At 72.4% G+C, this 18017-nt stretch carries 19 protein-coding genes; 13 read left to right on the forward strand and 6 right to left on the reverse strand.

The window, feature by feature from the left end; all coding sequences use genetic code 11:
* Positions 1–83 precede the first annotated feature (83 nt).
* Entirely contained in the window at positions 84–1694 is a 1611-nt protein-coding gene (gene aceB / locus EXE57_RS16540) for a malate synthase A (RefSeq protein WP_135079379.1), read from the forward strand.
* Positions 1695–1733: 39 nt separating this feature from the next.
* Here the strand turns inward: aceB and EXE57_RS16545 are convergent, their stop codons facing one another.
* Complete coding sequence (locus tag EXE57_RS16545) at positions 1734–2288, reverse strand: DinB family protein (protein ID WP_135079381.1); 555 nt, start codon at positions 2286–2288, stop codon at positions 1734–1736.
* A gap of 312 nt (positions 2289–2600) precedes the next feature.
* Between EXE57_RS16545 and ileS the strand changes: the two genes are divergently transcribed.
* The gene (gene ileS / locus EXE57_RS16550; protein WP_135079383.1) at positions 2601–5861 is read left to right on the forward strand and encodes an isoleucine--tRNA ligase; all 3261 of its coding nucleotides are present in this window, start codon (positions 2601–2603) and stop codon (positions 5859–5861) included.
* A gap of 24 nt (positions 5862–5885) precedes the next feature.
* On the opposite strand, the gene EXE57_RS16555 is transcribed toward ileS, so the two are convergent.
* Complete coding sequence (locus tag EXE57_RS16555) at positions 5886–7079, reverse strand: endonuclease/exonuclease/phosphatase family protein (RefSeq protein WP_135079385.1); 1194 nt, start codon at positions 7077–7079, stop codon at positions 5886–5888.
* Positions 7080–7144: 65 nt separating this feature from the next.
* Between EXE57_RS16555 and dapE the strand changes: the two genes are divergently transcribed.
* The 5 genes from dapE to EXE57_RS16580 are packed head-to-tail and all read left to right on the forward strand — an operon-like array spanning position 7145 to position 10483.
* On the forward strand, positions 7145–8209 hold the full coding sequence (gene dapE, locus EXE57_RS16560; protein WP_135079387.1) for a succinyl-diaminopimelate desuccinylase: 1065 nt from the start codon (positions 7145–7147) through the stop codon (positions 8207–8209).
* On the forward strand, positions 8206–8961 hold the full coding sequence (locus EXE57_RS16565) for an LOG family protein (RefSeq protein ID WP_135079389.1): 756 nt from the start codon (positions 8206–8208) through the stop codon (positions 8959–8961). The genes dapE and EXE57_RS16565 overlap by 4 nt, the downstream gene beginning before the upstream one ends.
* A gap of 12 nt (positions 8962–8973) precedes the next feature.
* Complete coding sequence (locus EXE57_RS16570; RefSeq protein ID WP_135079391.1) at positions 8974–9255, forward strand: DivIVA domain-containing protein; 282 nt, start codon at positions 8974–8976, stop codon at positions 9253–9255.
* A gap of 14 nt (positions 9256–9269) precedes the next feature.
* On the forward strand, positions 9270–9695 hold the full coding sequence (locus EXE57_RS16575; protein WP_135079393.1) for a hypothetical protein: 426 nt from the start codon (positions 9270–9272) through the stop codon (positions 9693–9695).
* Entirely contained in the window at positions 9692–10483 is a 792-nt protein-coding gene (locus EXE57_RS16580) for a M14 family zinc carboxypeptidase (RefSeq protein WP_135079395.1), read from the forward strand. The genes EXE57_RS16575 and EXE57_RS16580 overlap by 4 nt, the downstream gene beginning before the upstream one ends.
* 4 nt (positions 10484–10487) lie before the next feature.
* On the opposite strand, the gene EXE57_RS16585 is transcribed toward EXE57_RS16580, so the two are convergent.
* Complete coding sequence (locus EXE57_RS16585) at positions 10488–11282, reverse strand: enoyl-CoA hydratase-related protein (protein WP_135079397.1); 795 nt, start codon at positions 11280–11282, stop codon at positions 10488–10490.
* A 141-nt stretch (positions 11283–11423) separates the two neighbouring features.
* A complete protein-coding gene (locus tag EXE57_RS16590; protein WP_135079399.1) occupies positions 11424–12194 on the reverse strand; it encodes a PaaX family transcriptional regulator in 771 nt (256 codons plus the stop codon).
* Between the two features lie 128 nt (positions 12195–12322).
* On the opposite strand from EXE57_RS16590, the gene EXE57_RS16595 reads away from it, so the two are divergent.
* From EXE57_RS16595 to EXE57_RS16605, 3 genes are read left to right on the forward strand one after another with little or no spacing between them, the layout of a single operon-like run.
* A complete protein-coding gene (locus tag EXE57_RS16595) occupies positions 12323–12490 on the forward strand; it encodes a DUF3117 domain-containing protein (protein ID WP_167305947.1) in 168 nt (55 codons plus the stop codon).
* A gap of 4 nt (positions 12491–12494) precedes the next feature.
* Positions 12495–14048, forward strand: a complete 1554-nt coding sequence (locus tag EXE57_RS16600; RefSeq protein WP_135079401.1) for a leucyl aminopeptidase — start codon at positions 12495–12497, stop codon at positions 14046–14048.
* An 11-nt stretch (positions 14049–14059) separates the two neighbouring features.
* Positions 14060–14383, forward strand: a complete 324-nt coding sequence (locus EXE57_RS16605; RefSeq protein ID WP_244246879.1) for a hypothetical protein — start codon at positions 14060–14062, stop codon at positions 14381–14383.
* Between the two features lie 13 nt (positions 14384–14396).
* Here EXE57_RS16605 and EXE57_RS16610 read toward each other — a convergent pair whose 3' ends face one another.
* Complete coding sequence (locus EXE57_RS16610) at positions 14397–14957, reverse strand: O-methyltransferase (RefSeq protein WP_425271689.1); 561 nt, start codon at positions 14955–14957, stop codon at positions 14397–14399.
* 275 nt (positions 14958–15232) lie between these two features.
* On the opposite strand from EXE57_RS16610, the gene sigE reads away from it, so the two are divergent.
* The 3 genes from sigE to EXE57_RS20405 all read left to right on the forward strand — a co-directional run bounded on the left by sigE (position 15233) and on the right by EXE57_RS20405 (position 17644).
* Positions 15233–15817, forward strand: coding sequence for an RNA polymerase sigma factor SigE (gene sigE / locus EXE57_RS16615; protein WP_135079407.1), 585 nt, complete (start codon positions 15233–15235; stop codon positions 15815–15817).
* Positions 15814–16281, forward strand: a complete 468-nt coding sequence (locus tag EXE57_RS16620; RefSeq protein WP_135079409.1) for a hypothetical protein — start codon at positions 15814–15816, stop codon at positions 16279–16281. Before sigE ends, EXE57_RS16620 begins: the two co-directional genes overlap by 4 nt.
* An 82-nt stretch (positions 16282–16363) precedes the next feature.
* Positions 16364–17644 carry a S1C family serine protease gene (locus EXE57_RS20405; RefSeq protein ID WP_135079411.1) on the forward strand — a complete coding sequence of 427 codons (1281 nt, stop codon included), beginning with the start codon at positions 16364–16366 and terminating at the stop codon, positions 17642–17644.
* Positions 17645–17653: 9 nt separating this feature from the next.
* On the opposite strand, the gene EXE57_RS16630 is transcribed toward EXE57_RS20405, so the two are convergent.
* Entirely contained in the window at positions 17654–17920 is a 267-nt protein-coding gene (locus tag EXE57_RS16630) for a helix-turn-helix domain-containing protein (protein WP_135079413.1), read from the reverse strand.
* Between the last annotated feature and the right edge of the window lie 97 nt (positions 17921–18017).

Here is an 18017-nt window from a genome sequence, read left to right on the forward strand (position 1 = left end):
AATTGGCTCCTAACGTCGTCAACACCACGATCGGTAGTTCCGCGTGGTGGAAATGTTCACATCATGGAAGCGAGGCAGGCGGCATGGACACTCCCGAGGGCATCGAGATCACCGGCCCGATCCACGACCGTTACGAGGAGATCCTCTCCCCGCGGGCCCTGGAGCTGATCGGGCTGCTCCACCGGGAGCTCGGGCCTCGCCGCGCGGAGCTCCTCGCCCGCCGCGGCGAGCGGTTCCGCGTCCTCGCCGAGGGCGGCACCCTCGACTTCCTCGAGGAGACCCGCGCCATCCGCGAGGACGACTCGTGGCGGGTGGCCGAGCCCGCGCCCGGCCTGGTCGACCGCCGGGTCGAGATGACCGGGCCCACCGATCGCAAGATGACGATCAACGCCCTCAACTCCGGGGCCAAGGTGTGGCTGGCCGACCAGGAGGACGCCAACACCCCGCTGTGGGAGAACGTCGTCAACGGACCGCTCAACCTGCTCGACTCGCTGACCGGCAACCTCGACTTCACCAGCCCGGAGGGCAAGGAGTACCGGCTCAAGAGCAACGACGTCGACGACCTGCCCGCCATCGTCGTACGCCCGCGTGGCTGGCACCTGCCCGAGAAGCACATCCTGGTCGACGGCGAGCAGCCCGGCGGCGGGCTCGTCGACTTCGCGCTCTACCTGACGGCGTGCGGCCAGAAGCAGATCGACCGCGGTCGCGGCCCGTACTTCTACCTCGCCAAGATGGAGTCCCACCTCGAGGCGCGGCTCTGGAACGACGCGTTCAACCTCGCCCAGGACTTCCTCGGCATCCCGCGCGGCACGATCCGGGCGACGGTGCTGATCGAGACCTACCCCGCGGCGTTCGAGATGGAGGAGATCCTCTACGAGCTGCGTGACCACTCCGCGGGCCTCAACGCCGGACGCTGGGACTACATGTTCAGCGTCATCAAGAGCTTCCGCAGCCGCGGTCGCGACTTCCTGCTGCCCGACCGGAACTCGGTGACGATGACGGTGCCGTTCATGCGGGCCTACACCGAGCTGCTGGTCCGGACCTGCCACAAGCGCGGCGCGCACGCGATCGGCGGCATGGCGGCGTTCATCCCCAGCAAGGACCCCGAGGTCAACGACAACGCGTTCAAGAAGCTGGCCGACGACAAGTCGCGCGAGGCCGGCGACGGCTTCGACGGCTCGTGGGTGGCCCACCCCGGCATGGTCGAGGCGTGCCGCGAGGAGTTCACCAAGGTGCTCGGCGACCGGCCCAACCAGCTCGACAAGCTCCGCGAGGACGTCCACGTGACCGCTGCCGACCTGCTCGACGTGAGGTCGACGCCGGGGGAGATCACCGAGGCCGGGCTGCGCAGCAACATCAGCGTCGGCATCCAGTACCTCGAGTCGTGGCTGCGCGGCTCCGGAGCGGTCGGCATCAACAACCTGATGGAGGACGCCGCGACCGCGGAGATCTCCCGCAGCCAGGTGTGGCAGTGGCTCCACAACGACGTCGAGCTCGCCGGCGGGCAGCTCGTCACCCGCGAGCTCGTCGAGCAGATGGTCGAGGAGGAGATGGCCAAGATCCGCGAGCGGGTCGGCGAGGACGCCTTCGCCTCGGGCCGCTGGGGCGACGCCCGGGCGACGTTCACGCAGACCGCGCTCGCCGACGACTACGTCGACTTCCTGACGCTGCCGGCCTACGAGCGGATGCCCTGACCGGCTCCGGCTGACCCCCGCCGACGACGGTCGCGCCGGCTACTGGCCGGTGCGACCGTCGAGGCACTCCCGCAGCAGGTCGGCGTGGCCGCAGTGCCGGGCGTACTCCTCGACCATGTGCACCAGCACGTCGCGCAGCTCGATCTCGCCGTCAGGGTGCTCGCCGAGGTCGTCGAGGTCGTGGGCGGCGACCCAGTCCTCGGCGTACGACACCTCGCGCGCGAGCGAGGCGAACGCCTCGTCGACGCACTCCTGGGTGGGCTCGACCTGCGTGAAGTCGGCGTCCCGGTCCTGCGCCTTGCCGTAGAGGCGCGGCAGCTCGAGGTGGCGGTCCATGACCCGGCGGAACCAGCTCTGCTCGACGGCCGCCATGTGCCGGACCAACCCGAGCAGCGTGAGGTTGGACGGCGGGACCGAGGCGGTGGCCAGCTGCTCCGGGGTCAGCCCCTCGCACTTCATCACCAGCGTCTTGCGGTAGGCGTCGAGGTAGCCGAGCACGGTGTCGCGCTCGCCCCGCGTCACCTCCTGGCTGCGCGGGTCGTCCTCGGGGTCGACCCACATGTCGGGTTCCTTGCGCTCGGGCTGCTCCGTCATGGGTCCGACCCTTGCGAAGCCCGGCCCGGCCGACAACCGACTTTCGTCGCCGATTCCGGTCCGCGTGGAGCGGCAACTGATTGGCGGCCCGGCGCAGGCACGCCGTACGCTGGGCGGACAGGCGTTCGAGCCGTCATCAGCGGTGAGCCTCCGGAAGAACAGCCCCCGTGGCCCAGTAGAACCGGACGGGTAGGCCCGTCACAGCCGTCATGAGCGGTCGGCGTCCCCACCGGGACACCGGCAAGCGAGGTGGTACCGCGGCTCCCGTCGTCCTCGTGCACGACCCGACGACGACGCCAGGAGCACCGCCCGATGAGCAGCCGGCCCTACCCCAAGGTCTCCCACACCGACGCGACCAGCGTCCCGTCCTCGCCGCGCTTCCCCGAGATCGAGGAGCAGGTGCTCGCCCACTGGGAGGCCGACGACACCTTCCGGGCCAGCGTCGAGCAGCGCCCGGTCGTCGACGACGACGGCCACAAGAACGAGTTCGTCTTCTACGACGGCCCGCCGTTCGCCAACGGCCTGCCGCACTACGGCCACCTGCTGACCGGCTACGTCAAGGACCTGATCCCTCGCTACCGCACCATGCGCGGGCAGCGCGTGGAGCGCCGCTTCGGCTGGGACACCCACGGGCTCCCGGCCGAGCTGGAGGCGATGCGCCTCAACGGCATCAAGACCACCGACGAGATCCTCGAGCTGGGCATCGAGAAGTTCAACGCCGCGTGCCGCCAGTCGGTGCTGAAGTACACCGGCGAGTGGCGCGACTACGTGACCCGCCAGGCCCGCTGGGTCGACTTCGACCACGACTACAAGACGATGAACCCCGACTTCATGGAGTCGGTGATCTGGGCCTTCAAGCAGCTCCACGAGAAGGGCCTGGTCTACGAGGGCTTCCGGGTGCTGCCCTACTGCTGGCAGGACGAGACCCCGCTGTCCAACCACGAGCTGCGGATGGACGACGAGACCTACCGCATCCGCCAGGACCCCGCGGTCACCGTCGGCTACCGGATCGAGCCGCTGCCCGGCGAGGACGGCACGGGCGACGAGCTGGCGGGCGTGCTGGCCCTGGTGTGGACGACGACGCCGTGGACGCTGCCGTCGAACCTCGCCGTCATGGTCGGCGAGGACATCGAGTACGTCGTGGTCGAGGCGCCGGTGCCGGGGACCGACGAGACCGCCCGCTACCTGATCGCCGAGCCGAGGCTGGAGGCGTACGCGCGGGAGCTGGGCCTGACGTCCGGCTCGACCACGGAGTTCGACATCGTCGCCCGCTACCGCGGCGCCGACCTGGTCGGCCGGACCTACACCCCGCCGTTCTCCTACTTCGAGGGCCACGCGCAGGCGTTCCGGCTGGTCGCCGCCTCCGAGTTCGTGACCACCACGGACGGCACCGGCCTGGTCCACTCCGCCGGCGCGTTCGGTGAGGCCGACAAGGAGGTCACCGACCGCGAGGGCATCGAGGCCGTGATGCCGGTCGGCAAGGACGGCCGCTTCACCCACCCGGTCGACGACTACGCGGGGATGCTGGTCTTCGACGCCAACCTCCACATCATCGACCACCTCAAGGCGGCGACGCGCGGTGATCGCGCCGGGGCTGCGAGCGTCACGCCCGGCACGGTGCTGCTGCGGCGGGAGTCGTACGACCACTCCTACCCCCACTGCTGGCGCTGCAAGCAGCCGCTGATCTACAAGGGCGTCTCGTCCTGGTTCGTGGAGGTCACCGCGGTCAAGGAGCGGCTGCTGGAGCTCAACCAGGAGATCCGCTGGGTCCCCGACCACATTCGGGACGGGATCTTCGGCAAGTGGCTGGCCAACGCCCGCGACTGGTCGATCACCCGCAACCGGTTCTGGGGCTCGCCGGTGCCGGTGTGGAAGTCCGACGACCCGGCGTACCCCCGGATCGACGTCTACGGCTCCTTCGAGGAGATCGAGCGCGACTTCGGACGGCTCCCGCTCGACCAGGACGGCAACCCCGACCTGCACCGGCCGTTCGTCGACGAGCTGACCCGTCCCAACCCCGACGACCCGACCGGCCGGTCGACGATGCGTCGCGTCACCGACGTGCTCGACGTGTGGTTCGACTCGGGCTCGATGAGCTTCGCCCAGGTGCACTACCCGTTCGAGAACCAGGACTGGTTCGAGCACCACTTCCCGGGCGACTTCATCGTCGAGTACATCAACCAGACCCGCGGCTGGTTCTACACGCTGCACGTGCTGGCCGGCGCCATCTTCGACCGGCCGGCGTTCGCCACCTGCATCGGGCACGGCATCGTGCTCGGCTCCGACGGCCAGAAGATGTCCAAGAGCCTGCGCAACTACCCCGACGTGCGGGAGGTCTTCGACCGCGACGGCGCCGACGCGATGCGCTGGTTCCTGATGTCGAGCCCGATCCTGCGTGGCGGCAACCTCGTGGTGACCGAGCAGGGCATCCGCGAGTCGGTGCGGCAGGTGCTGATCCCGCTGTGGAACAGCTGGTACTTCTTCGCGCTCTACGCCAACGCCGCCGGCCACGACGCCGCCGTGCGGACCGGCTCCGAGCACGTGATGGACCGCTACGTCCTCGCCAAGCTCCGGCAGTACGTCGAGCAGATGACCCGTCAGCTCGACGACTACGAGGTGGCGAGCGCGTGCGACACGACGCGCACCTTCCTGGACGTGCTCACCAACTGGTACATCCGCCGCTCGCGCGACCGCTTCTGGGGCGACAGCCCGGAGGCCTTCGACACCCTCTACACGGTGCTCGAGACTGTCTGCCGCGTCACGGCCCCGCTGATGCCGCTGGTGACCGAGGAGGTCTGGCGCGGCCTGACCGGCGGCCGGTCGGTCCACCTCACCGACTGGCCCTCGGCCGAGGAGCTGCCCGCCGACGGCAAGCTGGTCGCCGCGATGGACGAGGTGCGTGACGTGGCCTCGACGGGGCTCGCCCTCCGCAAGGCCCACGCGTTGCGGACCCGGCTGCCGCTGGCCTCGCTGACCCTCGTGGTCGACGACGCCTCGGCCCTCGCGGGCTTCGAGCCGATCCTCGCCGAGGAGCTCAACGTCAAGCAGGTCCGGCTGGTGCAGGCCGGCTCCGAGGAGGCTGCGGCGTACGCCGTGGAGCAGCGACTCACGGTCAACGCCCGCGCCGCGGGTCCCCGCCTGGGCCGCGACGTGCAGGCCGCCATCGTGGGCTCCAAGTCCGGCGACTGGTCGGTGGCCGCCGACGGCACGGTCACCAGCGGTGGCTTCGAGCTTCAGGAGGGCGAGTACTCCCTCGAGACCGTGGCGGGCGCCTCCGCGGGCGACGCGGCCACGGCGATGCTGCCCCGCGGCGGCTTCGTGGTGCTCGACCTCGCCGTCACCCCCGAGCTGGAGGCCGAGGGGGTCGCCCGCGACCTGGTGCGCTCGGTGCAGCAGGCCCGCCGCGACGCCGGCCTCGACGTCTCCGACCGGATCACGCTCACGGTCGCCGGACCCGACGACGTGCTCGCGGCTGCGCGCACCCACGAGGAGCTCCTGGCGAGCGAGACACTCGCGACGTCGGTGGTCTACGAGGGCTCCGGCGAGACCTCGGTGGCCGTCGCGCGCGCCTGAGCCCGGCGGGTCGGCGCGACGCGCTCAGTCGTGGACGTGCCGACCCGGCCGCGCCCGGACGATGGTGGCGACCACGCCGGCGTGGTCGGAGGGCCAGAGGTTCGGCGTGCCGCCGGTGCGGTCGGCCTCCTCCTCGCCGATCACCTCCACCTCGGTGGCGCGCAGGCCGGCGCCCCGGTGCAGGACGTAGTCGATCCGGTGGGTGATCTCGTCCGGGTCGTCGAGGGTGGCGCTCTGGCCGGAGGTCCAGCCGCCCTGGATGCCGTTGAGCTCGGCCCACGCGTCGACGTAGCCGGCGCCGACGACGTCCTCGTAGGTGTCGTCGAGCGTGCACGGGTCGGTGTTCTCCGGGCAGGTGTTCAGGTCGCCCAGCACGACCACCGGGTACGGCGACCCGGCGAGGGCGGCGATCAGCTCCCGCCCCTGGAGCTCGCGGACGAACCTCCCCCCGAACGCCTCGAGGTGGGTGTTGGCCACCCGGACCCACTTGCCCCGCACCTTCACGTCGACCGTGGAGTAGCCGCGCGGCACCGTGATCGGTCCGATCGCGGACGGCAGCGTCAGCGCGGCGTCGAAGAGCGCTGACTGCGCGTTCCTCACCTTCAGCCGGGAGTCGGTGCGGACCAGGATGACGTCGCGGTCGAGGAACGACACCTGCTCGGTGGCGCTGATCGGGACCGGCTGCGTGGTCCCGAAGTTGGCGTTGGTGGCCACCGCCTCGTAGTCCATGCCGCGGGCCGCCAGCGCGTCGAGCAGGACCTCCAGGAAGTCGTACGTGGTCCCGAGCGGTCCGCCGAGCGGGCCCTTCTGCCAGAGCGCGACCTCCTGCAGGCCGAGCACCTCGGGCTCGTGGGCCCCGATCTGGTCGGCGATCGCCTCGGCACGGCGCGGGAAGTCGGTGTACTCCATCTGCGCGTAGACGGCCGCCGCGGCCGCGACGAACTCCTGCTGGTTGCCGGCGGCGAAGAGCGGGGTCAGGTCGGCGCCGAGGTACACGTTGTACGTCGCGACCCCCAGCTCGCGCGGGGCAGCGCTGCGGTCCGGGCTCCCTTGGGCGGCGGGTGCGGAGGCTGCCGTCACCGCCATCAGCGCCGCGACCGCCGCCGCGAGGCAGCCCCTCGTGAACCTGCGCGTACGACCCATCGCCCTCATCCCCTCCGTGAGCGGCCTCGGCTCCGGCGGGGACTCGTCGCCCGGCTCGGGAGGTCGCTCGGTCATGCTGCTCCCCACCGGAGGGTCCGCACAAGGTCCCCCGTGGTTCCGGCGGCTGGTTGGATGGAGCCATGACCCTCGACCTCACCGCCGATGCCGTCACCCTCACCCGCCAGCTCGTCGACATCGAGTCGGTCAGCCGCAACGAGCAGGCGATCGCCGACGCGATCGAGCAGGCGCTGCGCGGCCTTCCCCACCTCACCGTCACGCGGCGCGGCCACACGATCGTGGCCCGCACCGATCTCGGCCGGGCCGAGCGGGTCGTCATCGCCGGCCACATCGACACGGTCCCGCTCAACGACAACCTGCCGTCCCGGCTCGAGGACGGCATCCTCCACGGCCTCGGCAGCTGTGACATGAAGAGCGGGGACGCCGTCCTGCTCCGGCTGGCGGCCACGCTGCCCGAGCCCAACCGGGACCTCACGTTCATCCTCTACGAGGCCGAGGAGATCGAGGACGAGTTCAACGGGCTACGGCTGCTCAGCGAGAGCGACCCCGACCTGATGGCCGCCGACTTCGCGATCCTCATGGAACCCTCGGGCGCGGCCGTCGAGGCGGGCTGCCAGGGCACGATGCGGGTCGACGTCCGGACGACCGGCGAGCGCGCGCACGCCGCCCGGAGCTGGAACGGGGTCAACGCGATCCACGGCGCCCACGAGGTGCTGGCCCGGCTGAACGCCTTCGAGCCGCGCAAGCCCGTGATCGACGGGCTGGAGTACCGCGAGGGGCTCAACGCCGTCTTCATCCACGGCGGGGTCGCCGGCAACGTGCTGCCGGACGAGTGCGTGGTCGTGGTCAACCACCGCTTCGCCCCCGACCGCTCCGAGGCCGCGGCCGAGCAGTTCCTCCGTGACTTCTTCGAGGGCTTCGAGGTGACCGTCACCGACAGCGCCCCGGCCGCGCTGCCCGGTCTGGGCCTCCCGGCGGCCAAGGAGTTCGTGGACGCCGTCGGCGGCCCGGTCAAGCCCAAGTTCGGTTGGACCGACGTCGCTCGGTTCAGCGCGCTCGGCGTGCCGGCCGTCAACTTCGGGCCCGGGGACCCGATGCTGGCCCACAAGCAGGAGGAGCACGTCCCGGTCGAGCACATCGAGCGCTGCGAGCGGCAGCTCCGCGACTGGCTCGGAGGCAGCGCATGAGGAGCAAGTCCAAGGGACCGGTCACCCTGCGGCGCGACGCCGTCGACGAGGGCACCACCGACCAACGGCTGCTCGACTCCCGCGGGCCCAGCGACTGGGTGCACACCGATCCGTGGCGGGTGCTCAAGATCCAGGCCGAGTTCGTCGAGGGCTTCGGCGCCCTGGCCGAGCTCGGACCGGCGATCGGCGTCTTCGGCTCGGCCCGTACGCCGCGGGACCACGCGTTCTACGCCATCGGCGAGGAGGTGGGCCGCAAGGTGGCCGACGCCGGGTTCGCGGTCATCACCGGCGGCGGGCCAGGTGCCATGGAGGCGGCCAACAAGGGCGCCAGCCAGGCCGGGGGAGTCTCGGTCGGTCTCGGCATCGAGCTCCCCTTCGAGGCCGGCCTCAACGACTACGTCGACCTCGGCATCGACTTCCGCTACTTCTTCGCCCGCAAGACGATGTTCGTCAAGTACGCCCAGGGGTTCATCGTGCTCCCGGGCGGCCTCGGCACCTTCGACGAGCTCTTCGAGGCGCTCACCCTGGTGCAGACCCGCAAGGTCACCTCCTTCCCGGTGGTGCTGCTCGGCGTCAGCTACTGGCAGGGGCTGATCGACTGGCTGCGCGACACCGTCCTGGCGGAGGGCAAGATCAACGAGTCCGACCTGTCGATGCTGGTCCTCACCGACGACGTCGACCAGGCGGTCGAGCTCATGGTGCGGGCCCGCGACGAGGACCTCCCCATCCCGCCCGCCCACCGTGCCGAGTGAGGTGAACCCCCGATGACCTGGGTCTTCGCCGTCCTCGTCGTGCTGGCGCTCGGCGGCATCGCCGCGGTGGCGGCCGGCCGGGGTGAGCCCATGTCCACGACGTACGACGACCGCCCCGACGCGACGGTGCCGGCGAGCGGACCGGTCAGCGCCGACGACCTGCGTCGGGTGCGCTTCTCGCTGGCGTTCCGCGGCTACCGCATGTCGGAGGTCGACGCGCTCCTCGACCGGCTCGCGCGCGAGCGCGAGGGCGGCACCGACACGCGGGGTCGTGGCGAGGCCGACACGCCCTAGGGCACACTGCCCCCGTGTCCATCGAGGTCGTCGTCTACATCCTCACCGCGCTCGCTGCCGTCGTCGTGGTGCTGACCCGGCTGCGGCTGGGCAAGGAGGGCGGTGGCGCGGGCCGGCTCGAGGTCGGGACCCTGCTCCTGAACGTCCACACGGTCGCCGGTGTGCTGGCCCTCCTCAGCTGGGTCGCCTACCTGGTCGCGGGCGAGGACACCGCGCTGGGCGGCTCCCTGGCCGGCATCATCGCCCTGACGTTCTGGTGGATCACCGCCCTCGTCGGCCTGCTGATCCTGGTCCGCTGGCTCCCGAGCCGCGGCAAGCACGCCACGCAGGCCCGTGAGGACACCTGGTCCGAGGGCCCCGGGCTCTCGGTCCTGGCCCACGTCGGGATGCTGGTGGGCGTCCTGGTCTTCACCTACGCGTACGCCGGGTCGCTGGTGTGACCGGCCGGTTCCGCGCGCCGCTGGGTGCCCTCCTCGCCGCGGCGCTGGTGGTGACCGCGGCACCGCCCGCGACGACGGCCGCCGCCCCGGTGGCCAGCGGTCTCGCCACGACGGCGGCTGCGAAGGCCGATGCCGTCGTCGGTCGTCGCAAGCTGGGCGAGTCGGTGCGCGGGCGGCCGATCATGGCCTACCGGCTGGGGGAGCGGGGCAAGCCGAAGGTCGTGCTGATCTCGACCATGCACGGCGACGAGCGGGCGACCCGCCAGATCCTCTGGTCGCTCAAGGACCGGCGACCCATCCGGGGCGTGGACCTGTGGGTGATCCCCACCTTCAACCCCGACGGCGCGGCGCGCGGGACCCGCAAGAACGCGCGCGGCGTCGACCTCAACCGCAACTTCCCCTACCGCTGGGCCGACCTCGACGGTGCCTACGAGTCCGGGCCGCGGCCGAAGTCCGAGCCGGAGACGCGTGCGGTGATCCGGTTCCTCAACCGCGTGCAACCCCGGCGGATCCTCAGCTTCCACCAGCCGCTCTACGGCGTGGACCAGGACACCAAGAACCGGCGGTTCGCACGTCGGGTGGCCCGCAAGCTCAAGCTCCCCAAGAAGGTCTTCGACTGCGGTGGGGTCTGCCACGGCACCATGACCAGCTGGTACAACCACCGGCACGACGGGGCCGCGCTGACCGTCGAGTACGGCTCCTCGCCGTCGCGTCGGATGATGCGCCGCACCGCCCCCAACCGGGTGCTCGACGTCTTCGGCGCCCGTCGGGTGCGCGTCCCGCGCTGAGCCCTCAGCGGCCCTCGAAGACCGGCTTCTGCTTGGCCACGAACGCCTGGACGGCGGCTGCGTGGTCGGCGGTCGCGCCGGTGAGCGTCATCATCTCGCTCTCGAACTCCAGCGCCTCCTCGAAGGAGTGGCCGGCGGCGTACGCGACCGCGCGGCGCATCGCGCCCAGCGCCACCGTGGGCCCCGCCGCCAGGCCGGCGGCGGTCCTGGCGACCAGGTCGGGCAGCTCGTCGGCCGGCACGACCTGGGTGGCCAGCCCCAGGGTCAGCGCCTCCTCGGCCGGGACCGTGCGCGGGAAGTAGAGCAGCTCGATCGCCCGGGCGCGGCCGACCAGGCGCTGCAGGTGGTAGCTGGCGCCGGTGTCGCACGACAGCGCGACCCCGGCGAAGGCGAGGTTGAACCCGGCCGTGTCGGCGAGGAACCGCAGGTCGCACGCGAACGCGAGGCTCGCCCCGGCGCCCGCCGCGACCCCGTTGACCGCGGCGATGACCGGCTTGGGCATCGTCGCCAGCGCCGTGACGATCGGGTTGTAGTGCTCGTCGACGGTGCTGAACAGCGTGTCGGTGGAGCCGCTCTGCAGGATCTGGATGTGCTCCTTGAGGTCCTGGCCGACGCAGAAGGCGCGACCGGTCCCGGTCAGGACGACGCAGCGGGCCGCGGCGTCCTCGGCGACCGCGCGCACGGCCTCGAGCAACGCCTCCTTGGTGGCGACGTCGAGGCTGTTCATCGCGTCGGGACGGTTGAGGGTGACGGTGGCGACGCCGTCGATCACGTCGACGAGCACGGGGTCGGTGGTCATGGCCGCAGTCTGCCGCACCGGCTGGGTGGCGTGAGGTGGGTGCGTACCTCACCGGGTCTCGACACGCGAGGTCGCGGCTTCGTGCCTCAGCCGCGCTCGCTGCTCGACCACCATCGATCGCACCCGCTGACGCGGGCGCGATCAATCCAGGCAGCGTGCGACGTAGCGGTCGGCCGCCGGCTTGAGCCGCGTCGCCTCGCTGGTGAAGAGCTCGGCGGCCGCATGGCCGCTCCAGCCGGCCGGGAGCAGCTCGGCGGGCAGCCCGGGGTCGGTGAAGAGGAACTTGCGCCACTCGTGCACGAGCTGGAAGCGAGCGGCGAAGGCGGTCCGGTCGGGGTCGTCGGTCTGTTCACCCCCGCCGAGCAACCGGTCGGCGTACGCCATGAAGGCGCGGTACGCCGCGTCGAGCGCGTCGAGGTCCCACGCGTCGACCGGGCTCGGGGAGATGTCGTCGGCGCGCACCACGCGGGCCGTGGTGCCGGCCCGCTGCAGCACCTCGGCGAGCTCGGCCCGCTGGTAGGGGCTGATCCAGGCCTGCGGTGCGACCTCGGCGTACCCGACGAAGGCGAGGTCGGCGCGCAGCCGCGCCCGCGCCGCTCGGTCGGGCGGGGGCTCGACGAGGGCGAGCTGCCAGTGCCCGTCCCACGACTGCTCGTCGCGCCGGTAGACCCGCGCACCGGCGTCGTCCAGCCATCGGATCGCCCGGTCCGTCGCACGGTAGCCACGCCCGGCGGGCAGGTGGACCGGCTCGAGCCAGCCCTGCGCGACCATCCGCGAGATCGCGGTCCGCACCGCCGGGGGCTGGATCCCGACCGGCTCGAGGAGGTGCACGAGACCCGCGACGGGCGCCCTGCTGCCGCGTCCGCGCAGGTGATCGCCGTAGACGTCGAACAGCGCGGACCGAGCGTGCATGGAGGGAGTGTGCCAGCCCTGTGGTCGGCATCACCTCACTCATGAGGGATAATGGACCGGAGTACGACACGGCTGCGCCGCTCAGGGCGGCCGGTCCTGGGGAAATACGTCAAGGAAGAGGTGCGCGGATGGCGGCGATGAAGCCCCGGACGGGCGACGGTCCGCTGGAGGTCACCAAGGAGGGACGCGGCCTGGTGATGCGCGTCCCGCTCGAGGGGGGCGGCCGGCTCGTGGTGGAACTCAACGCCGACGAGGCAACAGCACTGCGGGAGGCGCTCGAGGGCGTCACCGGCTGACACCGTGCCCAACACCCTGCCCCTGTCCCTGCCCGCCCAGGTCTCGCCACCGGAGTTCGCGCTCAGCGCACTCGCGCCGCACGCCGTCTCCGGGGTCGAGGTCGTCGCCCTGCCGGTGGTCCCGGCGACCGACGACGGTGCACCGCTGCTGGGGCCCGGCGCCGACGCGCTCGCGGAGGCGCTCGACCTCGACCTGCTCGGCCTGCTGGAGTCCCAGCAGGCCACCGGCCGGACCGGTGAGGTCACGACCTGCCCGGTGCCGCTCGGGTCGGCCGACAACGCCGCGCTGCGGCTGGTGCTGCTCGTCGGTGTCGGTGACCAGTCCGCCCAGGACCTCCGCCGCGCCGGAGCCGCGCTGGCCCGCGCGGTCCGCGACCGGTCGTCGGTCGCCACCTCGGTCGCGGCGGTCTGCGACGCGGAGGGGCTGACCGCGTTCGTGGTCGGGCTGACGCTGGGGTCCTTCGGGTTCCACATGCGCTCCGACGGGCCGGAGCACCGGCCGGTCGAGCAGGTGGTGCTGGCGGGCCTCCCCGACGACGCCGACCTCGCCGTCGCCCTCCACCGCGGGATCACCCTCGGCGGGGCGGGCTGGCGCGCCCGGATGCTCGCGACCGTCCCGTCCAACATCAAGAACCCCCAGTGGCTGGCCGAGCAGGCCGAGGAGATCGCCCAGGAGGCGGGCCTCGACGTCACGGTGTGGGACGAGAAGAGGCTGGCGGCCGAGGGGTTCGGCGGCATCGTCGGCGTCGGTCAGGCCTCGGCGACCCCACCCCGGCTGATCCGCCTCGACTACGTCCCCCGCGGGGGACGCAAGGCGCCCCGGGTCGTCCTGGTCGGCAAGGGCATCACCTTCGACACCGGCGGGCTCTCGATCAAGCCGGCCGAGGGCATGACCACCATGAAGCGCGACATGACCGGCGGCGCCGTGGTGCTGTCCGTGCTGGCCGCGCTCGCCGCCCTCGACTGCCCGGTCCGCGTCACGGGCCTGGTCGCGGCGGCCGAGAACGCCGTCGGTGGCGACGCGATGCGCCCCGGCGACGTGCTCCGCCACTACGGCGGCCGCACCACCGAGGTCACCAACACCGACGCCGAGGGGCGGCTGGTGATGGCCGACGCCCTCGCGTACGCCGTGGCGGAGCTCGACCCGGCTGTCGTGGTCGACGTCGCGACCCTCACCGGCGCCATGAAGGTCGCGCTCGGGCAGAGCGTCGGCGGGTTCTTCGCCAACCGCGACGGGCTCGCGGACGTGCTGCGCGAGGCCGGGGACCAGGCGGGGGAGCCGTTGTGGCGCTTCCCGCTGGTCGGCGACTACGAGCAGTACCTCGAGTCGAAGGTCGCCGACGCCGACAACGGCCCCAAGCACGCCGGGGCGATCAGCGCGGCGCTCTTCCTCCAGCACTTCGTCGGCCAGGTCCCCTGGGCGCACCTCGACGTCGCCTCGGTCGGCGACGCCCCGAGCGACCGCCACGAGTGGACGGCCGGCCCCACCGGGTTCGGCGCCCGCGTCCTGCTCGGGTGGCTCACCGGGCCCGACCCGCTCGACGGGGTCGTCCGGTGAAGGGGCTCACCGTGCGCTGGTCCCTCGAGGACGCCGGTGACGACGTCGCGGCGGAGCTCGAGGCGTACGTCGCCGACAGCTCGCACGCCCGCTTCACCGGCATGGGCGGACTGCACTTCAAGACCTGGCGGATGCGGCCGGGCCAGTGGTTCGAGGGTTGCTACGTCTTCGCCGGCGACGAGGAGCGCGCCGAGTTCCAGCGCACCTTCGCCCAGGGCGCGCCGGAGGCGCCGGGCTCGAAGATCATCGGCAGCCCGCCGATCCTCATCGAGGAGTGCGACGTCGTGGCCGTGGCCGAGGGCCAGGACGGGTTCCGGGCCGCCAGCCGCTTCTGACGCCTCGCGAGGCTCAGTCGCCCGCCTCGGGCGTCCAGACCTTCTTGGCCGCCAGCAGCCCGTCGCCCACCGGCAGCAGCACCGCGACCAGGTCGTCGTCCTCGGCGACCTGCTTCCCGAGCTCGCGGATGGCCACGGTCTCCTCGTCGCGCTGGGCCGGGTCGGCCACGCGGTCGTGCCAGAGGGCGTTGTCGAAGGCCACCACGCCGCCGGGGCGCAGCAGCCGCAGCGCCTCGGTGAGGTAGGCGCCGTACTCGGTCTTGTCGCCGTCGCAGAAGACGAGGTCGTAGTGGCCGTCGGTCAGCCGCGGCAGCACGTCGAGCGCCGCGCCGGGGATGGTGCGGGCCCGCTGCGAGGCGATGCCGGCCTCGCTGAAGGACTGCTTGGCCAGGCGCTGGTGCTCGGCCTCGATGTCGACCGTGGTGAGGATGCCGTCGGCACGCATGCCCCGCAGCAGCCACAGCCCGGACACGCCGGTACCGGTCCCGATCTCGACCACGGCCCGCGCCTCGAGCACGGAGGCGAGGAACTGCAGCGCGGCGCCACCGCCGGGACCGATGGGGGCGACCCCCACCTCCTCGGCGCGCGACCGGGCGGCAGCCAGGACCTCGTCCTCTCCGACGAAGGCCTCCGCGTAGGACCAACTGGCGGGCTTGATCGGGCTGGTGATGGTGGCCTCCTGGGTAGGGCGCCCGGGGGCGCGGTCGAGCGGTCACGACCCTATCGCGTGCTGCCGGGAACACGCGCCGCCCGCGGCTCGTTGGGGAGGGCGTCGCCACTCACAGGTTGCTCTCAGAACCTGGTCCTAGCCTGAGGAGTCCACCGCTGTTCACCTCGAAGGTCACGCCCATGGAGTCACCCGAGAAGGGTCCCGACCCCGTCCCGACCTGGGACGAGGTGGTCGAGCGCCACTCCGACCGCGTCTACCGGCTGGCCTACCGGCTCACCGGCAACAGGTTCGACGCCGAGGACCTCACCCAGGAGGTCTTCGTCCGGGTGTTTCGCAGCCTCGACACCTACACGCCCGGCACCTTCGAGGGTTGGCTGCACCGCATCACCACCAACCTCTTCCTCGACCAGGCGCGCCGCAAGCAGCGGATCCGCTTCGATGCGCTCTCCGACGAGCGGGCCGGCCTCCTGCGCAGCCCCGGACCGGCGCCCGACTCGGCCGTCGCCGACCGGATGTTCGACGACGACGTGGAGCAGGCGCTCGCGTCGCTCCCGCCCGAGTTCCGCGCCGCCGTGGTGCTGTGCGACGTCGAGGGGCTGACGTACGAGGAGATCGCCGACATCCTCGACGCCAAGCTCGGCACCGTGCGGTCCCGGATCCACCGCGGCCGCGCGATGCTCCGACGGGCGCTCGCCCACCGGGCACCGGCCGCGGGCCGGGTGCGCTACTCCGGACCGTCGCTGGCCGCGGAGGGGGCGTCGTGATGGGCCACCTCGGCACCCGGGTCAGCGCCCTGCTCGACGGGCAGCTGTCCGCGACGGAGGCAGAACGGGCCTGGAGCCACGTCCACCTGTGCCACGTCTGCCGCGACGCGGTCGAGCGCGAGGGCTGGGTCAAGAGCCGCCTCGCCGGCCTCGGCGGCGGCGCGTGCGCGCCGTCCCACCTCAAGGGAGCGCTGCTGGTCGGTCCCGGGGCCACCGGTCCCGAGCCGTCGCTGCTCGAGGACCCCCGGCGGCGGCCCGGTCTCGCCGTGCTCGGCGGCTCCGCCGCCGGCGTCGCCGTGCTGGGCGTGCTCGCGTTCGGCCTGGTGACGGGGCCGGACGCCCCGGCCCCCGACCGCCGGGCCCCGGTGACCAACCTGTCGGGCGTCGGCACCGACGCGCCCCGGCCGGCACCGGTGCGGGTGCCCGTGCCCGAGCGGGGCGGCGCCCTCACGCCGCAGGAGTAGGTCTCCCGGGGCGCCGGGCCGTGGGCGCCACCTCGCAGATCCGCGGTTGGGCATGTCACCGCCCCTGGGGGAGACTGTGCGGGTGAGCGACCACCACGAGGGCCAGCACCGGGCGGACCCGTCCGATGCCGGCGAGCCCACGCAGCCGATCGTGCGTACCCCCTCCGCGGGCGCGTCCTGGCTGCCGCCCGTCCACCAGGCCCCTCCGGGGCACTGGCAGGCGCCTCCGACCCAGCCGCTCGCCACGCCCCAGGGCGGCAGCCGCGTCGCCGGCTGGGTCTGGCCCGCGGTCGCAGGGCTCGCGCTGGTGATCGGCCTGCTCGGCGGCATCGGCGGGGCGGTCCTGGTCGACGACCTCGACAGCCTCGGTCCCGGCACCGTGAGCGACGGCCTCCAGGGCGTCCAGACCCGTGAGGACGCACCCCTCGCCGGCGGCAACCGCTCGCTCGTCGCCGTCGCCGACCAGCTGCTCCCGAGCACGGTCCAGATCCTCGCCGAGTACGACGGAGCCGAGGGCGGCGCCACGGGCTCCGGCTTCGTGCTGGACCGGCAGGGCCACATCATCACCAACAACCACGTCGTCCAGCAGGCCGACGAGAACGACGGCCTGATCCAGGTCGTCGACGACAAGGGCAACCGCTACGACGTCGAGGTCGTCGGCCGCAGCGCGGTCTACGACCTCGCGGTGCTCTACGCCCGTGACGCGCGCGGTCTCCCGCCTGCGGCCCTCGGCGCCTCCCGGAGGCTGGCCGTCGGCGAGTCGGTCGTGGCCTTCGGGTCGCCGCTGGGCCTCAGCTCCACCGTCACCTCGGGCATCGTCAGCGCCCTCAACCGGCCGGTCACGACCGGCGACTCGGCCAACGACTCCTCCTACATCAACGCGGTCCAGACCGACGCGGCCATCAACCCGGGCAACTCCGGGGGGCCGCTGGTCAACCTGCAGGGCCAGGTGGTCGGCGTCAACAGCGCCATCGCCACGACCGGCAGCGCCCTCGGTGGTCGCTCCGGCAACATCGGGGTCGGCTTCGCGATCCCGATCGAGCAGGTCCGGGTCACGGCCGACCAGATCCTCCGGACCGGGGAGGCCCGCTACCCGGTGATCGGCGCACAGGTCCAGACGGGGGGCGAGAGCAACGTCAACGGTGCCCGGATCGACCAGGTGCTCGCCGACACCCCGGCCGAGGCCAGCGGACTGCAGGAGGGGGACGTCGTCACCGAGGTCAACGGCCAGCGCGTGACCGACGGGATCAGCCTCATCGTGGCGATCCGGTCCTACCAGCCGGGCGAGACCATCGACTTCACGCTCACCCGCGACGGCGACGAGCAGGTCGTCTCGGTGACGCTCGGCGCCGAGACCGGCTAGGCCCGTCTCCTAGGGCACCGCCGGGCCGTCCTCCGCCTCGATCGGCTGCCCCTCGGGATCGACGAAGGGGTGGCTGCTGACGAAGTCGCGGGTCTCGGCGTACATCCGGGTGATGTAGTCCTCGAGCTGGTTGGCCTCGACCCGCCACTGGCCGCGGCCGCCGATCTTGATCGCCGGGAGGTCGCCGCGTCGCACCAGGGCGTAGACCTGTGCGCTGGAGGTGTTGAGGACCTCCGCCACGTCGGCCAGGGTGAGGAAGCGGGGCGCACCGGGCATGACCCCATGGTGGCACCACCGGCAGGGTCGCGGACAGGCTGGGCCGCCCTCCCTGTGGAGAACGGCGTGCCCCCGGCCCGCTTCCGGTCCATGATGT

Source organism: Nocardioides euryhalodurans, assembly GCF_004564375.1.
GTDB classification, from domain to species: domain Bacteria; phylum Actinomycetota; class Actinomycetes; order Propionibacteriales; family Nocardioidaceae; genus Nocardioides; species Nocardioides euryhalodurans.